General features: G+C 66.9%; 25 protein-coding genes. 12 read left to right on the top strand and 13 right to left on the bottom strand.

The genetic code is table 11. The features are described from left to right. Positions 1-807 precede the first annotated feature (807 nt). Positions 808-1,134 (bottom strand): STAS domain-containing protein, encoded by a 327-nt coding sequence (locus tag DKG74_RS08785; RefSeq protein ID WP_109904804.1) that lies wholly within the window; start codon positions 1,132-1,134, stop codon positions 808-810. 174 nt (positions 1,135-1,308) lie between these two features. Between DKG74_RS08785 and DKG74_RS08780 the strand changes: the two genes are divergently transcribed. From DKG74_RS08780 to DKG74_RS08765, 4 genes are read left to right on the top strand one after another with little or no spacing between them, the layout of a single operon-like run. Then, on the top strand, positions 1,309-3,063 hold the full coding sequence (locus DKG74_RS08780) for a solute carrier family 23 protein (RefSeq protein WP_109904802.1): 1,755 nt from the start codon (positions 1,309-1,311) through the stop codon (positions 3,061-3,063). Positions 3,064-3,098: 35 nt separating this feature from the next. Continuing rightward, positions 3,099-3,917 (top strand): class I SAM-dependent methyltransferase, encoded by an 819-nt coding sequence (locus DKG74_RS08775; RefSeq protein WP_165837602.1) that lies wholly within the window; start codon positions 3,099-3,101, stop codon positions 3,915-3,917. 44 nt (positions 3,918-3,961) lie between these two features. Then, positions 3,962-4,654 (top strand): carbonic anhydrase, encoded by a 693-nt coding sequence (locus tag DKG74_RS08770; protein ID WP_243404072.1) that lies wholly within the window; start codon positions 3,962-3,964, stop codon positions 4,652-4,654. Positions 4,655-4,678: 24 nt separating this feature from the next. Further along, positions 4,679-6,391, top strand: a complete 1,713-nt coding sequence (locus DKG74_RS08765) for a solute carrier family 23 protein (RefSeq protein ID WP_109904796.1) — start codon at positions 4,679-4,681, stop codon at positions 6,389-6,391. 12 nt (positions 6,392-6,403) lie between these two features. Here the strand turns inward: DKG74_RS08765 and DKG74_RS08760 are convergent, their stop codons facing one another. The 6 genes from DKG74_RS08760 to pdxY all read right to left on the bottom strand — a co-directional run bounded on the left by DKG74_RS08760 (position 6,404) and on the right by pdxY (position 11,875). Next, complete coding sequence (locus DKG74_RS08760) at positions 6,404-7,240, bottom strand: transglutaminase family protein (RefSeq protein ID WP_109904794.1); 837 nt, start codon at positions 7,238-7,240, stop codon at positions 6,404-6,406. 87 nt (positions 7,241-7,327) lie between these two features. Then, entirely contained in the window at positions 7,328-7,918 is a 591-nt protein-coding gene (locus DKG74_RS08755) for a septation protein A (protein ID WP_109904792.1), read from the bottom strand. 2 nt (positions 7,919-7,920) lie between these two features. Then, positions 7,921-8,883, bottom strand: a complete 963-nt coding sequence (gene ftsY / locus DKG74_RS08750; protein ID WP_109904790.1) for a signal recognition particle-docking protein FtsY — start codon at positions 8,881-8,883, stop codon at positions 7,921-7,923. Beyond that, positions 8,880-10,133 carry a tRNA (N(6)-L-threonylcarbamoyladenosine(37)-C(2))-methylthiotransferase MtaB gene (gene mtaB / locus DKG74_RS08745; RefSeq protein WP_109904788.1) on the bottom strand — a complete coding sequence of 418 codons (1,254 nt, stop codon included), beginning with the start codon at positions 10,131-10,133 and terminating at the stop codon, positions 8,880-8,882. The genes ftsY and mtaB overlap by 4 nt, the downstream gene beginning before the upstream one ends. Before the next feature lie 6 nt (positions 10,134-10,139). Next, positions 10,140-10,982 carry a diaminopimelate epimerase gene (gene dapF / locus DKG74_RS08740; protein ID WP_109904786.1) on the bottom strand — a complete coding sequence of 281 codons (843 nt, stop codon included), beginning with the start codon at positions 10,980-10,982 and terminating at the stop codon, positions 10,140-10,142. A 47-nt stretch (positions 10,983-11,029) separates the two neighbouring features. Next, the gene (gene pdxY, locus DKG74_RS08735) at positions 11,030-11,875 is read right to left on the bottom strand and encodes a pyridoxal kinase (protein ID WP_109904784.1); all 846 of its coding nucleotides are present in this window, start codon (positions 11,873-11,875) and stop codon (positions 11,030-11,032) included. Between the two features lie 81 nt (positions 11,876-11,956). On the opposite strand from pdxY, the gene DKG74_RS08730 reads away from it, so the two are divergent. The 7 genes from DKG74_RS08730 (at position 11,957) to DKG74_RS08700 (ending at position 18,282) form a co-directional block, all read left to right on the top strand. Continuing rightward, the gene (locus DKG74_RS08730; RefSeq protein WP_165837601.1) at positions 11,957-12,589 is read left to right on the top strand and encodes a type VI secretion system-associated protein TagO; all 633 of its coding nucleotides are present in this window, start codon (positions 11,957-11,959) and stop codon (positions 12,587-12,589) included. A gap of 119 nt (positions 12,590-12,708) precedes the next feature. Then, on the top strand, positions 12,709-13,578 hold the full coding sequence (locus DKG74_RS08725) for an HpcH/HpaI aldolase/citrate lyase family protein (protein ID WP_109904780.1): 870 nt from the start codon (positions 12,709-12,711) through the stop codon (positions 13,576-13,578). 4 nt (positions 13,579-13,582) lie between these two features. Then, positions 13,583-14,632 (top strand): MaoC family dehydratase, encoded by a 1,050-nt coding sequence (locus DKG74_RS08720; protein WP_109904778.1) that lies wholly within the window; start codon positions 13,583-13,585, stop codon positions 14,630-14,632. A 259-nt stretch (positions 14,633-14,891) separates the two neighbouring features. Further along, positions 14,892-15,275 (top strand): succinate dehydrogenase, cytochrome b556 subunit, encoded by a 384-nt coding sequence (sdhC, locus tag DKG74_RS08715; protein ID WP_109904776.1) that lies wholly within the window; start codon positions 14,892-14,894, stop codon positions 15,273-15,275. 14 nt (positions 15,276-15,289) lie between these two features. Beyond that, positions 15,290-15,679 (top strand): succinate dehydrogenase, hydrophobic membrane anchor protein, encoded by a 390-nt coding sequence (sdhD, locus tag DKG74_RS08710; protein WP_109904774.1) that lies wholly within the window; start codon positions 15,290-15,292, stop codon positions 15,677-15,679. A gap of 9 nt (positions 15,680-15,688) precedes the next feature. Beyond that, entirely contained in the window at positions 15,689-17,476 is a 1,788-nt protein-coding gene (gene sdhA, locus DKG74_RS08705) for a succinate dehydrogenase flavoprotein subunit (RefSeq protein ID WP_109904772.1), read from the top strand. Positions 17,477-17,502: 26 nt separating this feature from the next. Continuing rightward, on the top strand, positions 17,503-18,282 hold the full coding sequence (locus DKG74_RS08700; protein ID WP_109904770.1) for a succinate dehydrogenase iron-sulfur subunit: 780 nt from the start codon (positions 17,503-17,505) through the stop codon (positions 18,280-18,282). A 70-nt stretch (positions 18,283-18,352) separates the two neighbouring features. Here DKG74_RS08700 and DKG74_RS08695 read toward each other — a convergent pair whose 3' ends face one another. Next, on the bottom strand, positions 18,353-19,960 hold the full coding sequence (locus DKG74_RS08695; RefSeq protein WP_165837600.1) for a methyl-accepting chemotaxis protein: 1,608 nt from the start codon (positions 19,958-19,960) through the stop codon (positions 18,353-18,355). Positions 19,961-20,080: 120 nt separating this feature from the next. Here DKG74_RS08695 and DKG74_RS08690 point away from each other — a divergent pair, with 120 nt between their 5' ends. Then, the gene (locus DKG74_RS08690; protein WP_109904766.1) at positions 20,081-21,010 is read left to right on the top strand and encodes a glutaminase; all 930 of its coding nucleotides are present in this window, start codon (positions 20,081-20,083) and stop codon (positions 21,008-21,010) included. Positions 21,011-21,025: 15 nt separating this feature from the next. Here DKG74_RS08690 and argB read toward each other — a convergent pair whose 3' ends face one another. From argB to rnpA, 5 genes are read right to left on the bottom strand one after another with little or no spacing between them, the layout of a single operon-like run. Continuing rightward, positions 21,026-21,997, bottom strand: a complete 972-nt coding sequence (gene argB, locus DKG74_RS08685) for an acetylglutamate kinase (RefSeq protein WP_109904764.1) — start codon at positions 21,995-21,997, stop codon at positions 21,026-21,028. Between the two features lie 33 nt (positions 21,998-22,030). After that, entirely contained in the window at positions 22,031-22,702 is a 672-nt protein-coding gene (yihA, locus tag DKG74_RS08680; protein WP_109904762.1) for a ribosome biogenesis GTP-binding protein YihA/YsxC, read from the bottom strand. Continuing rightward, the gene (gene yidC, locus DKG74_RS08675; RefSeq protein ID WP_109904760.1) at positions 22,699-24,522 is read right to left on the bottom strand and encodes a membrane protein insertase YidC; all 1,824 of its coding nucleotides are present in this window, start codon (positions 24,520-24,522) and stop codon (positions 22,699-22,701) included. The genes yihA and yidC overlap by 4 nt, the downstream gene beginning before the upstream one ends. Continuing rightward, positions 24,512-24,823 carry a membrane protein insertion efficiency factor YidD gene (yidD, locus tag DKG74_RS08670; RefSeq protein WP_109904758.1) on the bottom strand — a complete coding sequence of 104 codons (312 nt, stop codon included), beginning with the start codon at positions 24,821-24,823 and terminating at the stop codon, positions 24,512-24,514. Before yidD ends, yidC begins: the two co-directional genes overlap by 11 nt. Continuing rightward, a complete protein-coding gene (rnpA, locus tag DKG74_RS08665; RefSeq protein ID WP_279340866.1) occupies positions 24,820-25,182 on the bottom strand; it encodes a ribonuclease P protein component in 363 nt (120 codons plus the stop codon). Before rnpA ends, yidD begins: the two co-directional genes overlap by 4 nt. Positions 25,183-25,255: the final 73 nt, after the last annotated feature.

The following is a 25,255-nucleotide window of genomic DNA, read 5'->3' as shown; positions in this document are numbered from 1 at the left end:
CAGCCTGATCCAGAAATCGGGGTTTCGAGGGTTTTGAGGGTGACCCTTCCGGCGTATTTGAGAAAATTTCGCCCCTCCTCTGGCCACCGGTGGAGGTTTTGAGGGTTTTGAGGGTGACCCTTCCGGCGTATTTGAGAAAATTTCGCCCCTCCTCTGGCCACCGGTGGAGGTTTTGAGGGTTTTGAGGGTGACCCTTCCGGCGTATTTGAGAAAATTTCGCCCCTCCTCTGGCCACCGGTGGAGGTTTTGAGGGTTTTGAGGGTGACCCTTCCGGCGTATTTGAGAAAATTTCGCCCCTCCTCTGGCCACCGGTGGAGGTTTTGAGGGTTTTGAGGGTGACCCTTCCGGCGTATTTGAGAAAATTTCGCCCCTCCTCTGGCCACCGGTGGAGGTTTTGAGGGTTTTGAGGGTGACCCTTCCGGCGTATTTGAGAAAATTTCGCCCCTCCTCTGGCCACCGGTGGAGGTTTTGAGGGTGCCTCTACCGGGCCTTTTCCTCAAAAATGAGGGGAAGGAGAATCCGCCGTTGTGCGCCCGTGTGCGCCAACATCCATGAAGAATCATGGTATTTTTCATGGTATCGAGAGAATTTCCAAGACAGGAAAAATCGCCAAATATCTATATATTTCAATATGATGTCTGCACACAGTTCGCCGTCCCTTGGGGACGCCAACGGCGCAAGCTCGCCGTTCGCTGAAATCCGGAACACGCTCCGAACATTCGAGAAGCCAGCACGCCTCGCGGCGCGATACGCCGTTCGTCCGCGTTTGGGCCGCAAGCCCCCGCCCGATGGACGGGGGCCAGCGCCTCAGAACCGGGCCAGCGCCTCGGCCTTGGTGCCGGCGACGTCGAGAATGCCGAGGAAGCCGGAGATTTCGAATACATCCCGGATATGCGGCTGCAGGCCGGCCAGCACGAAGCCGCCGCCCGCCTGTTTCAGCCGCTTGGCGACGACGAGGACGACCCGAAGGCCCGCGCTCGAAATATAGTCGAGGCGCGAGAAATCCAGCACGAAGCCCGACGGGCCGATGCGGCCGACCAATTCGGCCTCCACCGCCGGGGAATTGGTGCTGTCGAGGCGCCCCTGAAGGCTGGCGACCACCGTCTGACCCGCCGTCTCGAATGTGATGCTCATCGTACTCTCGCCCTTGCTTGATCCACGCCGACCAAAATGCATCCGTAGTGGTAAAAATTAGCACAATAATGGATACAATGAGAATGGGCGGCGGCAGAGGTGCCGCGACGGGTTCAGGCGGGAGCGCGGCATGGCGTATATCGGTCGGTGGCGGGGCATCCGGGGCCTGGGGCGATGATGGCCTTTCGCCTGGCTCCGTCGCGCCCCCGGCGCCGCCCGCGCGACCTTGCCCTCGCCGCCGACGAGACCGCGCCGCTCTCGACCCTGCTGCCCCTCGGTCTCCAGCATGTGGCGATGGCGCTCGGTCTGTCGGCCTATGTCCTCGCCCTTGCCAAGAATGCCAACTTCGGGGTTGAGGACACCAGGACCCTGCTGGCGGTCACCATCCTGACCATGGCTCTTGGCACCGCGCTGCAGGCCTTCGGCGGCCGGATCGGCTCGGGCGCGCTGATCGTCCATATTCCGGCGCCCCTGCTGGTGACGCAAGCGGCGCCGATCCTGACCGAGACGGGCCCCGGCGGCATGACCGCGATCACCATCGCCTGCGCCCTCGTCGCCCTTGCCGTCGCGCCGCTGACCGCGCGCCTGCGCGGCCTGTTTCCGCCCATCGTCGTCGGCCTCGTCGTGCTGATCGGCGGCGTGTCGCTGGTACAGGGCGCCTTTACCCACGCCGCCGGCCTCGGTCCCGACATGGCGCCGGACGGCGCCAGCCTCGTCATCGCCGCGGTCACCCTTGGCCTCGTCATCGGCCTGTCGATCTGGGGCGGGCAGCGGCTGAAACTGTTCTCGCTGCTGATCGGCATTCTGGGCGGGGTTTTGACCGCCCTGGCGCTGGGCCGCCTCTCGGGGGGCGAGGCGCTGGCGAGCGTGCCCGCCGTCGCCCTGCCCACCATCGTCACCCCGGTGTTCGACGTGCCGACCGGCGCCCTGATCGCGGTCGCCTTCGCCGCCCTTCTGGTGCAGATCGACGCCATCGGCAGCTTCATCCTGATGGACCGGATGGATGACGCCGACTGGCGCCGACCGGACATGAAACAGGCCGGGCGCGGCATTCTCGCCGCCGGCATTGGCGATTTCCTGGGCGGGTTGCTGGGCGGCATGGCGACCGCCACCTCCTCGGCCAATATCGGCCTGTGCCATGCCAGCCGGGCGACCAGCCGCTATGCCGGGCTGGTCATCGCCGCGCTGCTGGGCGTCATTGCCCTGCTGCCACAGGTGACCATGGCGCTGACCCTGATCCCGACCCCGGTGATCGGCGCCATCGAGCTTTACTCCTCGGCCTTTCTGATCGCGGCGGGTATCGACCTCGTCGCCTCGCGCCAGCTCGACACCAGGGGCGTCTTCATCATCGGCCTGTCGCTGGTCGGCGGCGTCGCGGTCATGCTGATGCCGGGCATGGCCGCCCATGCCCCACCATCGCTGCACCACCTCGTCGGCAGCGGCTTCATCGTCACGGGCGCGCTCGCCATCGTGCTGAACCAGCTGTTCCGCCTCGGCATCCGCCAGTCGGGCCGCCTGGACATCCCGGCCGAGGCCCCCGGCACCGCGCTCGAGGTCACGGATTTCATCGAGAGCATGGGCGGCGCCTGGGCCGCCCGGCGCGATGTCGTGCGCCGCGCCGGACAAGCGGCGGTCGAGGCGGTCGAAGCCATCGAGGCGGCCGGCGACGGCCGCCGGGTGACCGCCGTCGCCGGGCGCTTCGACGAGCTGAATTTCGATATCGAACTGCTCCACAGCGGCCCCCCGCTGCCCTTGCCGGACAGCACCCTGCCCGATCTGTCGGGCGTCCTCGACGGCGGAGACGAGGCGATCGACGGCGCCATCGCCAAGGTCTCGACCGTGCTCGTCCACCGGCTTGCCGACCGCACCACATGTGGTGCCGACACGGCCGGCGGCGGGTCATTCATGCGCCTGCATTTCGATCACTGACCCGCCCCCGGCCCCCCCCGATTAGGAAGACCATCTTGTCCTTCACCCTCGATCGAAACAGCTGGAGCACGGCCTTGGAGCGTGGCGACATGGGGCGCAGCTATGACGCCTATTTCTCCTCCGGCGTCTATCTGTCCCGTTATCCCCGGCCGAACCGGCGCACCCTGCGGCTGCTCGACCGCTTGCTGCCGGTGGGCGGGCGCCTGCTGGATTATGGCGCGGGCGAAGGGCGCTATTGCTTCGACCTTGCCCATCGTCGAAACGCCGAAGTGCTGGCGGTCGATATCAGCGCCGTCGCGCGCCAGCATCTTCGCGCGGCCTCCAGCGCGATGGGCATTGCCGGGCGCGTCGAGGTGTGCGACGCCGACGACGAGACCTACCGGCGCGCGCTGGCGCAGGGCGGCTTCGATGTCGCGCTGCTCGGCTTCGGCGTGCTCGGCCATGTCGCCGGACGTCGGAGCCGAATCGAGCTCCTGGCCCAGCTTCGCCACGCGCTCGCCCCTGAAGGCCGGCTGGTGCTGGGCCTGCCCAACGCGGCGCGGCGCTTCCGCGCCCGTCAGCGCGCCTGCCGGCCGCTGATCGCCGAAGGCGCGCTGGAGCCGGGCGATATCCGCTACGAGCGGCCGCTGGAACAGGGCGCGATCCCCCTGTTCTACCACCTCTTCACCGGGGCCGAGATCCGGCGCGACCTCGCGGAAGCGGGCTTCGCCATCGAGTGGCTGACGAGCGAGAGCCTGCTGCCAGAAAGCGCGGTCACCCATTCGCGCCTGCTCGGCCTTCTGGACGACGGCGCCTGCGCGCTGGCGCCGGCCCGGTTTGGTTACGGTTTCCTGGTCACCGCCCGGGCCCTGTGACGGCCGGGCGACGGAACATGTATCGACAGCTTCAGGGGGACAGATTGAACGAGGATCGAGCCGCCGGCTGCACCTGCCGCGACATCAGCCATCTCACCGCCGGCATCCGTGCCTTCAAGGCACGCCATTACGGCGCCGAACCCGGCCTCATGCGGTCACTGGTCGAGGACGGTCAGGCCCCCGCGACACTGATGATTTCCTGTTCGGACAGCCGGGTCGATCCCGCCCTGCTGTCGGGCGCCGAGCCGGGGGAGCTGTTCACCCTGCGCAATGTCGCCAATCTGGTGCCGCCCTACCGGCAGGGGGCGTCGCTGCCCGGCACCGGGGCCGCCATCGAATATGCCGTGCGCGACCTGAAGGTCGATCACATCGTCGTCATGGGCCATGCCCATTGCGGCGGCATCAAGGCCCTGATCGGCAGCGCCGAAGGCAAGCGCATGGCGCGCGACTTCATCAACGACTGGGTCGAGCTGGCGCTCGACGCCTGTCGGATCCATGTCACCAGCGATGGCAATGGCGGGCGGCGGGAAATCTCGCTCGACCTGCTCAAGGATAATCCGGCCCTCGTGGAGCGGGCGGCCATCGCCGGCTCGCTCGACAATCTTCTGACCTATCCCTGGCTGAAGGCGCGGGTCGAGGCAGGCGACCTGCAACTGCACGGCTGGTGGTTCGATCTCGAGACCGGCGACCTGTGGCAAACGAAACCGGGAGAGACCCGCCTGTTCCCCGTGCTCTGAGACATCTTCGGTTCCGACAACCCCATGCGCCGCCCCGATACGCTGCTCTACTGGCTGGAAGAGATTCCGCCGCCCCGTTTCGCCTTCGGCCTCGCCCTGCAACAGGTGGCGTTTCTCGGCGCGCTGATGGGGGTGCCCGCCGTCTTCGCCCGGGGCGCCGGGATGGACGCGGCGGCATTCCAGAATCTCGCCGCCTGCGGCCTGATCTACTCGGCCGTCGCCCTGCTGCTGCAGGCCTGGGGCCGTTTCGGCATCGGCGCGGGCATCTTCCTGCCGGTACAGGGCACCACCTCGGTCCTGCCGGTGCTCGGCCTCGGGCTTGCCCATACGGGCCTGGGCGGCGGCTTCGGCATGTTCGCGGTCAGCGGCCTGTCGATGATCCTGTTCAGTTACCTGATCAAGCGCCTGCGGGCGATCTTCACCGTCGAAATCGCCGGCCTCGCCATGCTGCTGATCGGTGCCGGCATCGGCATCATCGGCCTGAAGCTGATCTTTTCAGGACCGGCGGAAGGGCCGCCGGAGCCGGGGCGCGCCGCCGTCGCGGGCGCCACCCTCGCGGTCATGATCGCCTGCAATGTCTGGGGCCGGGGCGGCCTGAAACTGTTCGCGACGGTGACCGGCCTTGGCTGCGGCCTCGCCCTTTCCGCCCTCGCCGGCATGTTGACGCCGGTCGACCTCGCCACCTTCGATGCGGCCGCCCTGTTGCGCCTGCCGACACTCCAGCAGTTCGGCTGGCATTTCGATGGCGCCGCCGTGATCCCCGCCGTGATCACCGGCTTTTCCCTGTCGCTGACCTCGATGGGGGTGCAAACGGTCGCCCAGCGCTTCAACGATGCCGATTTCAAGCGGCCGGACCTCGATTCCGTCGGCCGCGGCGTGCGCGCCGAGGGCATCGCCCAGGTCTTCGCCTCGCTGATCAATGCCATGCCCATGGCGGCCAGCGGCGGCGCGGCCAGCCTTGCCCTCGCCTCGGGCTGCACCAGCCGGCATCTGGCGATCTGGACCGCCGGCCTGCTGTTCCTCGTCGCGCTGTGCCCCAAGATCATCGTCGCCTGGATGATCGTACCGCCGGAAGTGCTGGGGGCGCTGTTCCTGTTCCTGTCGTCCTTCGCGACCGTCGGCGGCATCCAGATGATCGGCTCGCGGATGCTCGACAACCGGCGTACGCTCGCGATCGGCATCGCGCTGCTGGTTGGCCTGACCTATGCCGACATCCATGACCAGCTGGAGCGCCTGTGGCCCGGCGCGCAATATATCGCCTTCTCGCAATTCGCCCTCGCCCTGACCATCGCCGTCCTGCTGCAGGCCCTGTTCCGCGTCGGCATCCAGCGCCGCACCCGCCGGTCCTTCGCTGTCGCCGACACCCATTTCGAGGACATGATCGCCTTCATCGAGGCGCAAGGGCGGCTGTGGGGCGCCCGCCACGAGGTGGTCAAGAAAGCCGAACTCGCGTGCTGGCAAGCCTTCGAGCTGCTGCGCGACAGCGAATTGCTGGCGCCCGAAGCCGGCACCATCGAGCTGGAAACCCGGCAGGACGAATTCAACCTGACCATCTTCATCCGCTATCGCGGCGCCCTGCCCGTGCTGGCGACCCATCCGCCGGGACATCAGGAAATGCTGGAGGACAGCGAGGCGCCCCGGCGCATGGCGGGCTATCTGATCAACCGCCTCGCCGACAATGCCCGCACCCGAAAGGCCGGCGCGGCGGCCGAGCTTCGCCTCGACTTCAGGGATTGAGCGGACGGTGGCTCAGGTCCTGGTGTCGATCTCGACCGTGTAATCGAGGGTCGAGGTAATCTCGGTGCCGTCGAACCAGAAGCCGCCCTCGATCGGCATGGTTTCCGCCTGCCCGGGCGCGGCGCAGAGCGGGACATGGCCGTCGGTCACCGGCAGGCCATGGGTCGGATCGAAACCGGTCCAGCCGAAGCCGGGCAGGAAGACGTCGGGCCAGGCGTGCAGGTGGCGGCGGCCGTCGACGCTTTCCGCCTGCGCCTGATAGCCGCTGACGAAACGGGCGGGAATGCCCATCCAGCGGCAGGCCGCCATGAACAGCACGGTCAGGTCGCGGCAGGCCCCCCTTGCGCTGGCCAGCGTGTGGGCCGGGTCCTGCGCCGCGCCGTCGACCCGGATGTGGCGATCGGTGCGGGTGAACAGGGTCCGGTTCAGATGCTCGAGAAAGGGCACCGCGGCCCAGCCGACGTCCTGCGCGAGGCCGGCGGCGAAATCCTGCACGCTGGGCGCGACCGGATCGCCCGCCAGATAGTCGGTCAGCCAGGGCTCGGCCGGTGCCGGCCAGGGCAGGGGCGGAAAGGCGAAGCCGGCCGGGGAGACCGGCACGAAAGTCTCGATCTCGAACCGGCTTTCGATCCGCAGATGGCTGGTGTAACCGGAAAAATCCAGCGTCGTCACCGGATTGCCGAAACGGTCCAGGCTGTCGTCGCGAAAGCTCGGCGGCGGATCGACGATCAGGCTGCGCTGGATGGCGGCGGCATTGTCGAGGCGCGGCGACAGGCGGACGACATGGGTGCCGAGGCGGATCGGCAGGGAATAGCGATACAGGCTCTGGTGACAGACGGAAAAACGCATCCTCGTCCCCTTCATCCCCGCGCCGGTACCCGAGGATAATGCGCTTCACCCCTGCCGCGACAGGGTCAATCAACGCGACGGGGGCAATTACGCGGCCGGCGGCTCTTCCGGCAGCTGGTGGCGCAGGATCAGCGGCATCTGGGCGATGGTGAAGAGGATGGTCAGCGGCATGATGCCGAAGACCTTGAAGGCGGCCCAGGTCTCGGTGGTGAAATTGCGCCAGACGACTTCGTTGACGATGGCGAGCACGATGAAGAACAGCGCCCAGCGGAAGGTAAGGCTGCGCCAGCCCGCGTCGTCCAGCTGGAAGGCGGCGCCGAACAGCGGCTTCAGCAGCGCCCGCCCGGTGGCGAGACCGCCCAGCAGGATGACGGCGAACAGGCAGTTGACGATGGTCGGCTTCAGCTTGATGAACAGCTCGTCCTCGAGATAGAGCGTGAGTCCGCCGAAGACGAGGACGAAGATGCCCGAGACGAGGGGCATCACCGGCAGCCGCCGCTCCAGCGCCCAGTTGACGCCAAGGGCGGCCACGGTCGCGGCCATGAAGGCGCCGGTCGCGGTGAAGATGCCGAAGCGCGAATTGCAGAAGAAGAACACGCCGAGCGGCCCCGCCTCGAGGACGAGGCGCAGCAGCGGGTTGATCTTGCTCTTGTGCGCGGTCGGGGCGGAGGAAGCCATGGTCAGGCCCTTTCCGCCGTGCCGACCAGCGCCTTGGCGAAAGCGTCGGCGTTGAAGTCCTGCAGGTCGTCGATGCCTTCGCCGACGCCGATGGCGTGGATCGGCATCCAGTATTTCTTCGACACGGCGACGAGGACGCCGCCCCGCGCGGTGCCGTCCAGCTTGGTCATGATGACGCCGGTGATCTTGGCCACGCGCTCGAACACATCGACCTGATTGACCGCGTTCTGGCCCGTCGTCGCGTCCAGCACCAGGATGGTGTCGTGGGGCGCGCTCTCGTCCAGCTTCTTGATCACCCGCTCGATCTTGGTCAGTTCGGCCATCAGGCCTTCCTTGTTCTGCAGCCGGCCGGCGGTGTCGATCAGCAGCACGTCATAGCCTTCGCGCTTCGCCTGTTCGAGGGCATCGAAGGCAAGGCCGGCGGCATCGGAGCCGGCGGGGCGGGTGACGACGGGCACGCCCGAACGCTCGCCCCAGACCGCGAGCTGTTCGATCGCGGCGGCGCGGAAGGTATCGCCCGCCGCCATCATCACCTTGAGGCCCTGCGCCTTGAAGCGGCTGGCCAGCTTGCCGATGGTCGTCGTCTTGCCGCTGCCGTTGACGCCGACCATCAGAATGACGTGGGGCCGGCGGCTGGCTTCGACCACCAGCGGCTTTTCGGAATATTTCAGGATGCGCGAGATTTCGCCGCCGAGGACGGCCTTGACCTCGTCATCACCGATTTCCTTGCCGAAGCGGCCCTTGGACAGGGCCTCGCGCACTTCGGTCGCGACGGCGACGCCGAGATCGGCCTGGATCAGGGCTTCTTCCAGCTCGTCCAGCGTCTCGTCGTCGAGCTTGCGCTTCTTGAACAGGCCGGAAATCGACTGGCCGAGGGAGGAAGAGGAGCGGGACAATCCCGCCTTCAGACGGCCGAACCAGCCCGATTTCTTCTCGCCCGTGCCTTCGTTTTCGATATCGGTCATGCGGCGACAAGCTCCGCGCCCGCGCGGGCGCCAATGGTAACGCGAAGGATATCGCCCGGCCGGGCCGGCGCGGCCAGGCGGACGGCGGCGAAATGCGCGCTGCGGGCGATGTCCGGGGTCTCGACGATGACCTGTTCGGTCTGTCCGATCCTTCCGTCGAGGAAGCGGTGCAGCGCCTCGTCGCCCTTGGCGCGCAGGCGCTCCGCCCGGGCCTTGGCCACGGCGCGGCCGACCTGGGGCATCTTGGCGGCGGGCGTGCCCGGCCGGGGCGAGAAGGGAAAGACGTGGAGATAGGTCAGGCCCGCCTCGTCGACGAGGCGGAGCGTGTCCTCGAAGGCGTCCTCGGTCTCGGTCGGGAAACCGGCGATGAAATCGGCGCCCAGCGCGATATCCGGCCGGACCTCGCGCAGGCGGGCGGCGAAGCGGATGGCGTCGGCGCGGAGGTGACGGCGCTTCATCCGCTTGAGGATCAGGTCATTGCCGGCCTGGAGCGAGAGGTGGAGATGCGGCATCAGCCGCTCTTCCTCGGCGAGGGCGGCGATCAGGTCCTCGTCCGCCTCGGCGGCGTCGATCGAGGAAATGCGTAGGCGCGGCAATTCGGGTACCGCCTTCAGCAGGCGGCGGGTCAGCTGGCCGAGGCTGGGGGTGCCCGGCAGATCCTCGCCGTAAGACGTGAGGTCGACGCCGGTCAGCACCACCTCGTTGTGGCCGGCGGCGACGAGGCGGCGGACCTCGTCGACCACGGCGCCCATGGGCACGGAGCGGGACGGCCCCCGGCCATAGGGAATGATGCAGAAGGTGCAGCGGTGATCGCAGCCGTTCTGGACCTGGACGAAGGCGCGGGCGCGGCCCTCGAAGCCTTCGACCAGATGGCCGGCGGTCTCGCGCACGGCCATGATGTCGGCAACGCGGACCTTCTCGGTCTCGCCGATGCCGAAATCGGGCGACCAGGTCTCGGCCGCCATTTTTTCCATGTTGCCGACGACCTGATCGACCTCGGCCATTTCGGCGAAACGCTCGGGCTCGACCTGCGCGGCGCAGCCGGTGACGATCAGCTTCGCCTTCGGGTTTTCGCGCCGGGCCTTGCGGATGGCCTGGCGGGCCTGGCGCACCGCCTCCGAGGTGACGGCGCAGGTATTGACGATGACCGCATGATCGAGGCCGGCGTTTTCGGCGTGCCGCTTCATCACCTCGGATTCATAGGCGTTGAGGCGGCAGCCGAAGGTGATGACCTCGATCCCGGCGGACATGGGGCCTCAGGCGGCCTTCACCCGGGGCGGCAGGGCGATCACGCCCGAGAAGGCGACGGCAATGGGGCCGGTCATGATCACATGGCCGTCCGACTCCCGCCATTCCATGTCGAGGCGGCCGCCATCCATCCAGATCACCGCCTTGCGGTCGACGAGACCGCGGCGGGTGGCGGCGACGACCGTGGCGCAGGCGGCGGTGCCGCAGGCCAGCGTCCGGCCGGCGCCGCGCTCCCACACGACGACGCGGAGCGAGCCATCCTGCTGCTTCGAGACGAAGGAGACATTGGTGCGCTGGGGGAACAGCGGATCATGCTCGATCGCGGGGCCGAGGGCTTCGACCTTCACGCTTTCGGCATCGTCGACGAAGAAGACGACATGGGGATTGCCCATGCTGACCGCCGCGGGCGAGGCGATGCCGGGGGCGGCGGCATAGTCGAGCTTTACCGTGTCCATGGCGCGCGCCAGCGGGATCTGCTCCCAGTCGAGGCGCGGCTCGCCCATGTCGACGGTGATATAGCCGTCGGGCGCGGAGGAGGCGCGCAGGAGGCCCGAGACCGTCTCGATGACCACCTCGTTGCGGCGGGCCCCGGCGATCAGCAGGGCACCGACGCAGCGCGTGGCGTTGCCGCAGGCGCCGGCCTCCGAGCCATCCGGGTTCCAGATGCGCATGAAGGCATCGGCCTTGTCCGACGACTCCAGCACGATCAGCTGGTCGCAGCCGACACCGGTGCGCCGGTTGGCGATCGCCTGCGCCAGCGCCACGTTGATCTCCACGGGGGAGTTGCGGCTCTCGATGATGACGAAGTCATTGCCGAGGCCATGCATCTTGATAAAGGGAATGCCGTCCATGGCCGCTATATAGGCTGCTTCCGCGCCTTTCTCAACAGAGGACCGGCTTAAACGGGGACCAGCGGGCGCGGCGGGCCATGCGTGACGAGCGGGGCGGCAGCGACCAGCGGCAATTCGTCGAGACCAAGGGCGCGGCTCGCCCCGATCAGCGCCTCGACCGCGCCGATGGCCCGCGCCAGCGCCGCCTCCGCCGCCAGCCCCCGGACGAGATGCGCCATCAGGACGGCGGCCAGCGTATCGCCGAGGCCATGGGGCGGCAGCGCCACCGGTTTCGTCCGCGCCATCAGGCGCCGTCCCCCGATCAGGGCGAGGGTGGCGAGGTCGCCGCCCCAGTCCAGCGAGGTGACGAGGGGGAACGGCACCTTAAGGGCTTCCAGCGCCCCGGCGGCCTCGTCGAGCGTGGCGACGGGCCGGCCGGTCAGGGCTTCCAGCTCGAAATGATTGGGCTTCACGATATCGGCAAGGGGGATCAGCCGGTCGCGGAAACACTCGAGAATGCCGTCGGCGACATAGCGCCCGCCATCGCGGTCGCCGATCACCGGATCGACCAGCACGCTGGTCTTCGGATTGCGCGCCCGGACCCGTTCGACGGCGCGGGCCGCGACCGCGCCATTCTCGACCGTGCCGAGATAGCCGACGATCACGCCGTCGATCCCGTCGAGACGGCCGACCCGCTCCAGCCCGTCGACGATGCCGTCGAGCAGGGCCGCCGGCAGCGCCCCGCCCCCCGGCCGGCCGTGGCCCGGATGGGCGGAAAGGATCACCGTCGGCACCTCGATCACCTCGCAGCCCAGCATCTGGAGGACGGGACTGGCGGCGGCGCTGCCGACATGGCCCGCCGCGACTCGGGACTGGAAGGAGAGGACGGTCGGCACGGAGGGCGGTCGCATCATTCAACTTTCGCCAAGGATTTCCCGATTAGTCTCGCGGGCAAAGGCATTCGCGCCGGATGTATTGTGACGATTGGAGAGGACATGCGCAGTCTATCGGCCCTCGCGGGGGGTGTCATCGTATCGGTCGGCCTGAGCACGGCCCAGGCCGCCGCCGAGGGCGATCCCGCCGCCTGCGCGAAAATCGAGAACAGCGTGGAGCGTCTCGCCTGCTTCGATCGCGTTTTCCAGCCCGCGCCGCCGAAGGCTCTTCCCACCAGCTCGAAATGGGTGGTGACCGAGGAAACCTCGAAGATCGACGACAGCAAGAATGTCTTCATGGTGCTGGACGCGAGCGAGCCGATGCGCGGGCGCTACGGCGACAGCGTGACCGCGCTCCTGTTCATCGCCTGCCGCGAGGGCACGACCTCGGCCTGGGTCGACTTCGCCGGCTTCTTCATGTCCGACCATCAGGGGGGCGGGAGGGTCACCTACCGTATCGACGGGGAAAAGGCGCAGAAGATCAACATGGCCGTTTCCAGCGACAATGAGGCGCTGGGCCTCTGGGATGGCGGCAGCGCCATTCCCTGGCTGCGCAAGCTGTTCGGCCACGACCGGCTGCTGATCCGCGCCATGCCCTACAACGAATCGGAGCTGACGGTGGAGTTTCCGATTTCGGGTCTCGAAGAGGCGGCCAAGCCGCTGCGCGCGGCCTGCGGATGGCCGGACAAGTCGTGATGGACCGGGCCGCCGCCGTGTCGCCGCATTTTTGCTGCGTTGCAGCCTTGCCTGTCGTCGTCCGCTGACTATAGTCAGCCCAATTTTCGTCATCTTTTTTCCGATCGAACGGGGAAACCATGAGCACTGTCCGGCCGCGCCGCTCTGTCCTCTATATGCCGGGCGCCAATGCCCGTGCCCTCGACAAGGCGCGCAGCCTGCCGGCGGACGGTCTGATCCTCGATCTCGAGGATGCGGTCGCGGTCGATGCCAAGGAGCTGGCCCGCAACCAGATCGCCGAGGCGCTGAAGACCGGCGGCTATGGCTTCCGCGAGGTGATCGTCCGCACCAATGGGCTGGAAACGCCCTGGGGCATCGACGACATCAAGGCGCTGGCCCCGCTCGGCCCCGACGCGATCCTGCTGCCCAAGGTCGAAGACCCGGCGACCATCCTGAAGGCCGAGGCCCTGCTGAACGAGGTCGGCGCGCCGGCCTCGACCACGATCTGGGCGATGATGGAAACCCCGCTGGGCATTCTGCGCGCGGCCGAGATCGCCGCTTCCTCGAAGCGCCTCACTTGCTTCGTCATGGGCACCTCGGACCTGACCAAGGACCTGCATTCGCGCCACACGCCGATGCGCCTGCCCATGCTCACCTCGCTCGGCATCACCATGCTGGCGGCGCGCGCCTATGGCCTCTCGATCCTCGACGGCGTCTATCTCGACCTCAAGGACGAGGAGGGCTATCGCGCCTCCTGCCTGCAGGGCGTCGAACTCGGCTTCGACGGCAAGACGTTGATCCATCCCGGCCAGGTCGAGGGCGCCAATGTCGTCTTCGCCCCGTCGGAGGGCGAGATCGCCTGGTCGCGCAAGATCATCGACGCCTTCGCCGCGGCCGAGGCCGAGGGCAAGGGGGTCGTCCTCGTCGAGGGCAAGCTGATCGAGAACCTGCACGTCGAGAATGCCAAGCGCATCTGCGCCCTGGCCGACGCCATCGCGGCCCGGGGGTGACGAGATGACCACCAAGACCGCCCCCAAGACCGCCAAAGGCAATTTCTTCGAGGACTTCAAGGTCGGCCAGGAACTGGTGCACGCGACGCCGCGCACGGTGACCGACGGCGACGTCGCGCTCTATACCGCGCTGACCGGCAGCCGCTTCGTCGTCCAGTCCTCCGCCGCCTTCGCCCGTTCGGCCGGGCTGAAGGGCGCGCCGGTCGATGATCTGCTGACCTTCCACGTCGTCTTCGGCAAGACCGTGCCGGATGTCTCGCTGAATGCCGTCGCCAATCTCGGCTACGCGCAGGGGCGCTTCCACAAGCTGGTGGCGCCGGGCACGACCCTGTCCACGGTTTCGACCGTGATCGGCCTCAAGGAAAACTCGAACAAGGAAACCGGCACCGTCTACGTCCGCTCGACGGGCCGCGACGATCTGGGCGACCTCGTGCTCGACTATTGCCGCTGGGTGATGGTGCGGAAGCGCGACAAGGCGAGCCCGGCGCCCGAGGCCGTGGTGCCCGAACTCGCGCCGGTGGTGACGCCCGACTTCCTGACCGTGCCGGCCGGCCTCGACCTGTCCAGCTTCGATACCGCGCTTTCCGGCTCGCCCCACCTCTGGGATGACTATGCGGTGGGCGAGAAGATCGACCATGTCGACGGCATGACGATCGAGGAAGCCGAGCACATGATGGCGACCCGCCTCTACCAGAACACCGCGCGGGTGCATTTCAACCAGTTCACCGAGAAGGACGGCCGTTTCGGCCGGCGCCTGATGTACGGTGGCCACATCATCTCGCTGGCGCGGGCGCTGTCGTTCAACGGTCTCGGCAACGCGGTTTTCGTCGCGGCGATCAACGGCGGCCGCCATGCCGCGCCGACCTTCGCGGGCGATACCGTCTTTGCCTGGTCGGAAGTGAAGGACAAGGCCGAGATCGAGGGCCGCAAGGACGTGGGCGCGCTGCGCATCCGCACCCTGGCGACCAAGAACCTGCCCTGCGCCGACTTCCCCGAGTCGGGCGAGAATGTCGTGCTCGATTTCGATTACTGGGTGCTGATCCCGCGCCGCTGACATAGGGATGCGTCGTCCCGGCGAAGGCCGGGACCTCGCGACGAAAAGGCGCCGAAGCCAATCTTCGAAAGATCCCGGCCTTCGCCGGGATGACGATGAAAATGGGTTTTGGGACTTTTGACTTAGGTTTCGTTGACTGGCGGTGATCCGCCTTTAGTATCAGGCCGCCTGCGGACCTCGCGTCCGCCGGCATTCAGCCCTTGCAAGGGCAGTTCCCAGGTCGGGCGGGGGTTCGACCTTCAGAAAAAGAGGACCAGCGATGGCTCAAGTCGAGCGTCCGCTTTCGCCGCATCTCCAGGTCTACCGCCTGCCGCTGACCGCAATTGCGTCGATCACCCACCGTGCCACGGGCGTCGGCCTTGGCTTCGGCACCCTGCTGCTGACCTGGTGGCTGGTCGCCGCCGCTTCTGGCCCCGAGGCCTATGCCGGCTTCCAGTGGTTCGCCGGGTCCTTCCTCGGCCTCCTTATCCTGTTCGGCTTCACGCTGGCGCTGTGCTTCCACCTGCTGAACGGCCTGCGGCACCTGTTCTGGGATGCCGGCTGGGGCTTCGACAAGGTCGTCTCGCACAAGGCTTCGGTCGCGGTGGTCGCCGGTTCGGTGATCCTGACCGTGGTCATCTGGCTGCTGGCCTTCATTCTCTGAGGACGATAAAGAACATGGCTTCCCCCCGTTCCTCGCTCCGCTCGCCGCTGGGCGCCGTTCGCGGCCTCGGCTCGGCCAAGGATGGCACCCATCACTGGTGGCTGCAGCGCGTCTCGGCGATCGCCCTGGTGCCGCTGACCATCTGGTTCGTCGCCAGCCTGGTCGTGCTCGCCGGCAGCCCTTATGAAGTCTTCACCGCCTGGGTGGCGCAGCCGCTCGTCGCCGTGCTGCTCGGCCTCTTCGTCGGCGTCGGCTTCTGGCACCTGAAGCTGGGTGCCCAGGTCGTGATCGAAGACTATATCCACACCGAGTCGACCAAGATCGTGGTCCAGCTGCTGGTCAATTTCGCGACCGTGGCCCTGGCGGTCGCGGCCCTCTTCTCGATCCTCAAAATCGCGATCTGAGTGACGTCCATGACCCAGGCTTATTCCATCATCGACCATACCTATGATGTCGTGGTTGTCGGCGCCGGCGGCGCCGGCCTTCGTGCCACCTTCGGCATGGCCGAGCGCGGCCTCAAGACCGCCTGCATCACCAAGGTCTTCCCGACCCGCTCCCACACCGTGGCGGCGCAGGGCGGCATTTCCGCCGCCCTCGGCAACATGGGCGAGGACGACTGGCGCTTCCACATGTACGACACCGTGAAGGGGTCGGACTGGCTGGGCGACCAGGACGCCATCGAATACATGTGTCGCGAGGCCCCGGCCGCCGTGATCGAGCTCGAACACTACGGCGTGCCCTTCTCGCGCACGCCCGAAGGCAAGATCTACCAGCGCGCCTTCGGCGGCATGACCACCCATTACGGCAAGGGCCAGGCCCAGCGCACCTGCGCCGCCGCCGACCGGACCGGCCACGCCATCCTGCACACGCTGTACCAGCAGTCCTTACGCTTCGACGCCCAGTTCTTCATCGAGTATTTCGTGCTCGACCTGATCATGGAGAACGGCGAGTGCCGGGGCGTCATCGCCTGGTGCCTCGAGGACGGCTCGATCCATCGCTTCCGGGCGAAGATCGTCGTTCTGGCCACCGGCGGCTATGGCCGCGCCTTCTTCTCGGCGACCTCGGCCCATACCTGCACCGGCGACGGCGGCGGCATGGTGCTGCGCGCAGGGATGGCCCTGCAGGACATGGAATTCGTGCAATTCCATCCGACCGGCATCTACGGCTCGGGCTGCCTGATCACCGAAGGCTCGCGCGGCGAAGGCGGCATCCTGCGCAACTCCGAGGGCGAGCGGTTCATGGAACGCTACGCCCCCTCGGCCAAGGATCTGGCGTCCCGCGACGTCGTCTCGCGCGCCATGACCATCGAGATCCGCGAGGGCCGCGGCGTCGGCCCGAACAAGGATCACATCTACCTGCACCTCGAACATCTCGATCCGAAGATCCTGCACGAGCGCCTGCCGGGCATCTCGGAATCGGCCAAGATCTTCGCCGGTGTCGACGTGACCAAGCAGCCGATCCCGGTCATTCCGACCGTGCACTACAACATGGGCGGCATCCCGACCAATTACTTCGGCGAGGTCGTCACCCTGAAGGACGGCAACCCGGATGCGGTGATCCCCGGCCTGATGGCGATCGGCGAGGCGGCCTGCGTCTCGGTGCATGGCGCCAACCGCCTCGGCTCCAACTCGCTGATCGACCTCGTGGTGTTCGGCCGCGCCGCCGCGATCCGCGCCGCCGAGATCGTGAAGCCGGGCGAAGCGCAGAAGGACCTGGCCAAGGATTCGGCCGATTTCGCGCTGAACCGCTTCGATGACCTGCGCCATGCCAAGGGCTCGTCCTCGACCGCGCAGGTCCGGGGCAAGATGCAGCGCGTGATGCAGAACAACTGCGCCGTCTTCCGCACCGGCGAGGTGCTGGAGGAAGGCAAGCAGCTGATCGGTGAAGTGTGGAACATGTGGGGCGACATCGGCACGACCGACCGCTCGATGATCTACAACACCGACCTGCAGGAAACCCTGGAACTCGACAATCTGCTGCGTCAGGCCATGGTCACCATGCATGGCGCCGCCAACCGTCAGGAAAGCCGCGGCGCCCATGCCCGCGAGGACTTCCCCGACCGGAACGACGAGACCTGGATGAAGCATACCCTCGCCTGGGCGGACGAGAAGGGCAACGTGACGATCGACTACCGTCCGGTGCACACCTATACGCTCACCGACGAGATCGAATACATCACGCCGCGTCCGCGCGTGTACTGACGCGGCGGGATAGAAAGGCAAGGCCAATGGTCGAATTTGCACTGCCCAAGAATTCGAAGGTCGGCACCGGCAAGACGGTGAAGGCCAAGACGGGCGCCAAGCGCGTGAAGGCGTTCAAGATCTATCGCTATGACCCGGACAAGGGCCAGAATCCCAGCCTCGATACCTTCGAGGTCGATCTGGACCAGTGCGGGCCGATGGTTCTCGACGCGCTGATCAAGATCAAGAACGAGGTCGATCCCTCCCTCACCTTCCGCCGGTCCTGCCGCGAAGGCGTGTGCGGTTCCTGCGCGATGAACATCGACGGGGGCAACACGCTCGCCTGCACCAAGGCGATCGAGGACGTGAAGGGCGAGGTGAAGATCTATCCGCTGCCGCATATGCCGGTGGTGAAGGATCTGGTGCCGGACCTGACCCACTTCTACGCGCAATATGCCTCGATCAAGCCGTGGATGCAGACGCAGACCCCGGCGCCGACCCGCGAGCGCCTGCAGTCGAAGGACGACCGCGAGAAGCTCGACGGTCTCTACGAGTGCATCCTCTGCGCCTGCTGCTCGACCTCCTGCCCCAGCTACTGGTGGAATGGCGACCGTTACCTCGGCCCGGCCATCCTGCTCCAGGCCTACCGCTGGCTGGTCGACACCCGCGACGAAGGCACGGGCGAGCGCCTCGACAATCTCGAGGATCCGTTCCGCCTCTATCGTTGCCACACGATCATGAACTGCGCCAACACCTGCCCCAAGGGGCTGAACCCGGCGAAGGCGATCGCCGGCATCAAGCAGATGATGGTCGAGCGCCGCGGCTGATTTCGCACCTCGCGCAAAACGAAACGGCCGGGCGATTGCCCGGCCGTTTTTTTGTGCCGTGAAGTCGCCGTTACAGCTTCTTCACCTCTTCGAGGAACTTGTCGACCTCGCGGCGCATCAGGGCCGCCTGATCGGCGAGCGAGGTCGCGGCATTGGCGACCTTGCCGACCGCGGCGCCGGATTCGCTGGTCGCGCGGCTCAGCATCCCGACATTATTGGTAACTTCGCGCGTGCCGCCGGCTGCTTCCTGGACGTTGCGGCTGATCTCGTGCACCGCGCTGCCCTGCTGCTCGACCGCGGCGGCGATGGCGCCAGCGATTTCGTTGATCTGGCCGATGGTCTGGGTGATCGCCGTGATCGCGCCCACCGCGTCGTGGGTTGCGCCCTGGATCGAGGTGATCTGGCCGGCGATTTCCTCGGTCGCCTTGGCGGTCTGATTGGCGAGGTTCTTCACTTCCGAGGCGACGACGGCGAAGCCCTTGCCAGCCTCGCCGGCGCGGGCCGCCTCGATCGTCGCGTTGAGCGCGAGGAGGTTGGTCTGGCCGGCGATGTCGTTGATCAGCTTGACCACCGCGCCAATCTTTTCGGACGCCTCGGCGAGGCCCTTCACGGTGACGTTGGTTTTTTCGGCCTGGGTCACCGCGGCCTGGGCCACGGTCGAGGACTGGGTGGCCTGGCGGCCGATCTCGGCGACGGAAGCGGCCAGTTCCTCGGTCGCGGCGGCGACGGTCTGGACGTTGGCGGAGGCTTCGTTGGCGTTGGCGGCGATGGTCTCGGACTGGACCACCGTCTCCTGCACCACGTTGGACATGACTTCGGCCGCGCCGCGCATCTCGTCGGCCGAGCCGGCGACGGATTCGACCGCGGTCTTCACATTCTGCTCGAAGCTGTCGATCACCTGCACGGTCTTGGTGATGATCGACCAGGTGACCATGGGGCCGATATAGCTGCCGTCATCATCCATGATGGCGGAAACGCGCAGGTCAAGCGTCTCGGGCCCGAGCCTGATCTTGGCGGAATGCGGCAGATTGCGATGGTCGGCCAGCATCCGGCGCTGGTGCGACGGATTCTTGTGGAAGATGTCGATGCAGGTGCCGAGTGCCTTGTCGGCCTTGATCGGCAGCAGATGCTCGACCGCGCGCAGGGTATTGATCGAGGTGCGGTTGATGTAGTTGATCTCGAGCGTGTCCTTGTCGGCGGTCATGACGTTGATCGGCATGTCGTCGAGCATGCGCATCAGGCGCTTGGTGTCCCGCTCCTGGCGGACGAAATCGGTGATGATCGACCAGGTCAGCATGGGGCCGAGATATTTGCCGGTCGCGTCATAGATCGCCGAGACCTGAAGATCCAGCGTCTCGGGCCCGAGCTTGATGCGGGCACGGTGCGGCAGGTTCTTCGGGTCGGCCAGCAGCCGGCGCTGGTGGCTCGGGTTCTTGTGGAAGATATCGATCGAGCGGCCGAGCAGCTGATCCGCCTTCACCGGCAGCAGATGCTCGAGCTTGCGCAGGGTCTCGATCGACGTCTTGTTGAGATAGGTGATGGAGAAGTCCTTCAGCTCGCACATCATGACGTTGACCGGCATGGAATCGAGCATCTGCTTGAGGGCGGCGAGCTCGCCCTTGACTTCGGTAAGTTCGGCAGAAGCGACGGCTTCGGCTTCCCTGCGGCGTGCGAACATGGAGAATGATCCCTCGACCTGAAATCCGTTGCCGACGACTATCGGCCGGGCTTTCCTAAGATTTGGTAAGCCGATGGGAAAATTGCCCATCGCAGGCGCCGGACGGCGGAAGGTTGCGTCTTGGTCGATCTCAACTCACTCGTTCATGACATCGCGGCCGAAATGGCCGCCCGCGAGGAGCGCGGCACCGTCGCCAGCTATATCCCGGAACTGGCCGGGGTCGACCCCGCGGGCTTCGGCATCGCTGTCGTCGGTGCCGATGGGGACACGCATGTCGCCGGGGATGGCGATACGCTGTTCTCGATCCAGAGCGTGTCCAAGGTCTTCACCCTGACCCTCGCCCTCGGCAAGGTCGGCGATGCCCTGTGGCAGCGCGTCGGGCGGGAGCCGTCAGGCAACCCGTTCAATTCCATCGTCCAGCTGGAATACGAGAAGGGCATTCCGCGCAATCCCTTCATCAACGCGGGCGCCATCGCCGTCGCCGACGCGATCCTGGCCGGTCACACGCCCAAGGTGGCGCTGGGCGAGATCCTGCGCTTCCTGCATTTTGTGTCGGATGACGAGAGCATCCATATCGACAGCGCGGTCGCCCGTTCGGAACAGGCCACGGGCTTTCGCAACGCCGCGCTGGCCAATTACCTGCGGGCCTGCGGCAACCTGCGCAACCCGGTCGATCTCGTGCTCGGGGTCTATTTCCATCACTGCGCCATCGCCATGAGCTGCCGCCAGCTGGCCATGGCCGGGCGCTATCTCGCCTTCGGCGGGCGCCATCCGACGGCCGGCGGCAAGGTGATCTCGTCCGAACGGGCGAAGCGCATCAATGCCCTGATGCTGACCTGCGGCCATTACGACGGTTCGGGCGATTTCGCCTTCCGCGTCGGCATCCCGGCGAAGAGCGGCGTGGGCGGCGGCATATTGGCCGTGGTCCCGGGCAAGGCGTCTATCGCCGTCTGGTCGCCCGGGCTGGACGCCCAGGGCAATTCCGTGCTCGGCTCCGCCGCGCTCGAGCTTGTGTCGCGGCGGATGAACTGGTCGATCTTCGGCGACTAGCGCCGCCGAAGCGCCTCAGCCCGGCTGGCGTTCGGTGCCGCGCCCGGCGAAGGCCGGATTCTCGATCATCGTGCCCGCGCCGTGGGCGGTGAAGGTTTCGAGCAGCAGGGCATGGGGTGTGCGGCCGTCCAGGATCACCGCCGCTTCGACGCCGTTGTCGACCGCATCGAGGCAGGTTTCGACCTTGGGGATCATGCCGCCATGGATGGTGCCGTCGGCGATCAGGGCGCGGGCCTGCTGTGCCGTCATGCGGTCGATCAGCTTGCCGTCCTTGTCGAGCACGCCCGGCACATCGGTCAGCAGCAGGAAGCGCGAGGCGCGCATGGCCGAGGCGATGGCCCCCGCCGCGGTATCGGCGTTGATGTTGTAGGTATCGCCATCCTCGCTGATGCCGATGGGCGCGACCACGGGGATGAAGTCCGAACGCTCGAACAGATAGAGCACGCGGGGATCGACCGATTCCGGCTCGCCCACGAAACCGTAGTCGAGCACCTTCTCGATGTTCGATTCGGGATCGCGCTTGGTCTTGGTCAGCTTGCGGGCACGGATCAGCGGGCCGTCCTTGCCGGAAATGCCGATGGCATTGCCACCGGCGGCATTGATCGCGCCGACGATCTGCTTGTTGATCGAGCCGGCGAGGACCATCTCCACGACTTCGACCGCCGGCTGGTCGGTAACGCGGAGGCCGTCGATGAAGGACGACTTGATGCCCAGCCGCTCCAGCATCTTGCCGATCTGGGGGCCGCCGCCGTGGACGACGATGGGATTGATGCCGACCTGCTTCAGAAGGACGATGTCGCGGGCGAAGGCCTTGGCCGCCGCGTCGTCGCCCATGGCATGGCCGCCGTATTTGACGACGAAGCTGCTGTCGGCATAGCGCCGCATGTAGGGCAGCGCTTCCGTGATGGTCGCCGCGGAATGCAGCCAGCGGGTGCGCAGTTTCAGGTCGGCCCGTTCGGCGGCTGCGGTATCCGGCTTGTCACTCATCACGGCTTCCTTGTCACGGAGGATGGGCTTCGCTTAACCCAATGCGGCCGGAATTCCAAGCGCCGCGAGGGCCGCCCGCAATTCCGGGATGCCGGCGCCGGTCTCGCTCGAGGTCGGCATGATCACCGGATGAGCGGCGACATGGGGCCGGATCGCCTCGGCGACCTTTTTCGTCATGGCTTCCAGCTCGGCCGGTTTCAGCTTGTCGGTCTTGGTCAGCACGATCTGATAGGACACGGCCGACTTGTCGAGCAGCTTCATCGCCGCCTCGTCCGGCGCCTTGGGGCCGTGGCGGCTGTCGATCAGGACGAGGACACGCTTCAGGTTCGGCCGCCCGGCAAGGAAGGTTTCCGTCAGGTCGACCCATTGGGCGACCTTGTCCTTGGAGACCTTGGCGAAACCATAGCCGGGCAGGTCGACGAGGCTGAGCCGGTCGCCCAGGTTGAAGAAATTCAGCTGCTGGGTGCGGCCCGGGGTGTTGGACACACGGGCCAGCGTGGTGCGCCCGGTCAGCGCGTTGACCAGCGACGACTTGCCGACGTTGGAGCGGCCGGCGAAGGCGATCTCGGGCAGGCCGGGGGGCGGAAGCTCGGCGAGCTTGCTGGCGCCCCAGGTGAACTGGCATTCGGCCGCGAACAGCTTCCGCCCCGCCTCGATCGTCTCGGGCGTGGCGGCGCCATCCTCGGGCCGCAGCTTGTCGGTCACCGCTTGCCCGGCGGACGACCGCCGGTGGGCGAGCCGGAGCGGCCCGGCAGGGTCTTGGCCGCCGGGGCGGCGCCCGTCGCGGCGACAGCCACCGGCGCCGGGGTCTGGCGGCGGATCACCCACTGCTGGGCGATCGACAGCAGGTTGTTCCACGTCCAGTAGATGACGAGACCGGCCGGGAAGGACGCCAGGAAGAAGGTGAAGATGATCGGCATGAACATGAAGATGCGCTGCTGAATGGGATCGGGCGGCGCCGGGTTCATGCGCTGCTGCAGGAACATCGAAATGCCCATCAGGATCGGCCAGACACCAAGGGCGAGGAAGCCCGGCGGATCCCACGGGATGAGGCCGAAGAGGTTCAGGATATGGGTCGGATCGGGCGCCGACAGATCCTGAATCCAGCCGAAGAAGGGCGCGTGGCGCATCTCGATGGTGACGTAAAGCACCTTGTAGAGCGAGAAGAACACCGGGATCTGGATCACGATGGGCAGGCAGCCGGCCAGCGGATTGATCTTCTCGCGCTTGTAGAGCGCCATAAGCTCCTGCTGCTGGCGGGCCTTGTCGTCGGCGAACTGCTCGCGGATGCGCTGCATCTCGGGCTGCGCGTCCTTCATCTTGTTCATCGCCCGGTAGGACTTGCTGGCCAGCGGGTAGAACAGGCCCTTGATCACCAGGGTCAGGATCAGGATGGCGACGCCGAAATTGCCGACGAGGCGGTACAGCTGGTCGAGGATGACGAAGATCGGCTTGGTGAGGAAAAAGAACCAGCCGAAGTCGACGGCATATTCAAACCGCTCGATGCCCAGCTTGTCGCGATAGGACTGCAGCAGGTCGACGATCTTGGCGCCCGCGAACAGGCGGTGGGTGACCGTGCAGCTGGCGCCCGCGGCGACATCGAGCGCGCCGCCGGTGTAATTCACCTCGAAGCGGTCGCGGTCGCCATAGCGGGCATGGGCGAATTTCGCCGTCACTTCCGCCGACTGGTCAGGAACAATGGCCGAGAGCCAGTATTTGTCGGTGATGCCGATCCAGCCGCCCTTGGTGGTCGCGGGCGGGACCGCCTCTTCCTTCATGCTCTTGTAGTCGTGTTCTTCCAGCTTGCCGTTCAGGATGCCGATCGGCCCTTCGTGCAGGATGAACAGGCCTTCGGTCGCCGGCATCTCGACCCGGGCGACGAGGGCGCGCGGGAACAGGGCGAGCGGGGCACCGGTGTTGTTGGCGATCTTGTCCTCGATCGTGAACATGTAGTTCTCGTCGAGGGCGATGACGCGGGTGAAGACGACGCCCTGACCGTTGTCCCAGGTCAGGGTGACCGGGGTCTTCTCGGTCAGCTTGCCCGAACCCGACCAGAGGGTATCGGCGTCCGGCAGCTTCACCGTGCTGCCGGCGGGGGCGACCCAGCCGAATTCGGCGAAATAGGGCGTCATCGAGCCGAGCGGGGAGAGCAGCTTGATCTCCGGGCTGGCGGGATCGGTGGTCTCGCGATAGTCACGCAGGGTCACGTCGTCGACACGGCCACCCTTCAGCGCGATCGAGCCATGCAGGCGCGCCGACTCGATGTCGAGGCGCGGGCTGAGCGCGAGGGCCGCCGGACGCTCCATCGGCACGTCGGGGCCGACGGCGTTCAGGGCGACCGGATCGGCTGCGGCGGCCGGTGCATTGGCGCTGCTGCTGCCCGGTGTCGCCGGGGCGGTGGCCGCGGCGGTGGCGGCCGCCTCCTGGCGCGCGCGCTGGCGCGGCGCGTCGATGAAATAGTTGAAGCCGAGCAGGATCAGGACCGAGGCGATGACCGCCAGGATCAGATTGCGATTATCGGGCATCACCGGCACCTGTGGGCGTGATGGAGGGGGATGCCGCAGGGCGGCAAGCGAAACGGCCCGCGCCCGGGGGCGGCACGGGGTCGTAGCCATGGCCGCCGAACGGATGGCAGCGGCACAGGCGATGAACAGTCAGCAGGCTGCCGCGGACCGGACCATGGATGCGCAGGGCATCGAGGGCATATTCCGAGCAGCTGGGCATGTAGCGGCAGGCCGGCGGCAGGGCGGGCGAGATCAGATAGCGCCAGATCAGCACCGGCAGGCTGAGCAGCGCGGTGGCGAGCGCGGACAGCCGGCCGATCATGGCGCCGCGTCCCGCAACAGCTTCAGCCGGCCGAGCGCGGTCGTCAGGTCGCGGCGCAATTCGTCGAACGGGCGCACCGCGGTTTCCTGACGGCAGACCAGGACATAATCGGTCGCGCCGGCCGCGCGGGCGGACAGAATTTCGGCGGCAAGGGCGCGCAGACGGCGCTTGGAGCGATTGCGCACCACGGCATTGCCCACCTTGCGCGACGCGGTGAAGCCGACCCTCGCTTCCGCCGTATCGGCATCGGCGCGGGCCATGGCCTGAAGCATCAGGCCCGGGGTCGTGAACTTGCGCCTTGCCCCAGCCACCGCCAAGAACTCCTGCCGTGTCTTCAAGCGAACAAGCCGCAGCCGCACGAATGCCCCTTGGTCGGGGCGCTCATGCGGCTGCGGCAAATCCGTCAAGGCCGGCCCGTCGATGGCCGGCATG

Origin of the sequence: Zavarzinia aquatilis (genome assembly GCF_003173035.1) — a bacterium.
Classification (GTDB): domain Bacteria; phylum Pseudomonadota; class Alphaproteobacteria; order Zavarziniales; family Zavarziniaceae; genus Zavarzinia; species Zavarzinia aquatilis.
This window is presented reverse-complemented; position numbering and strand designations above follow the sequence as displayed.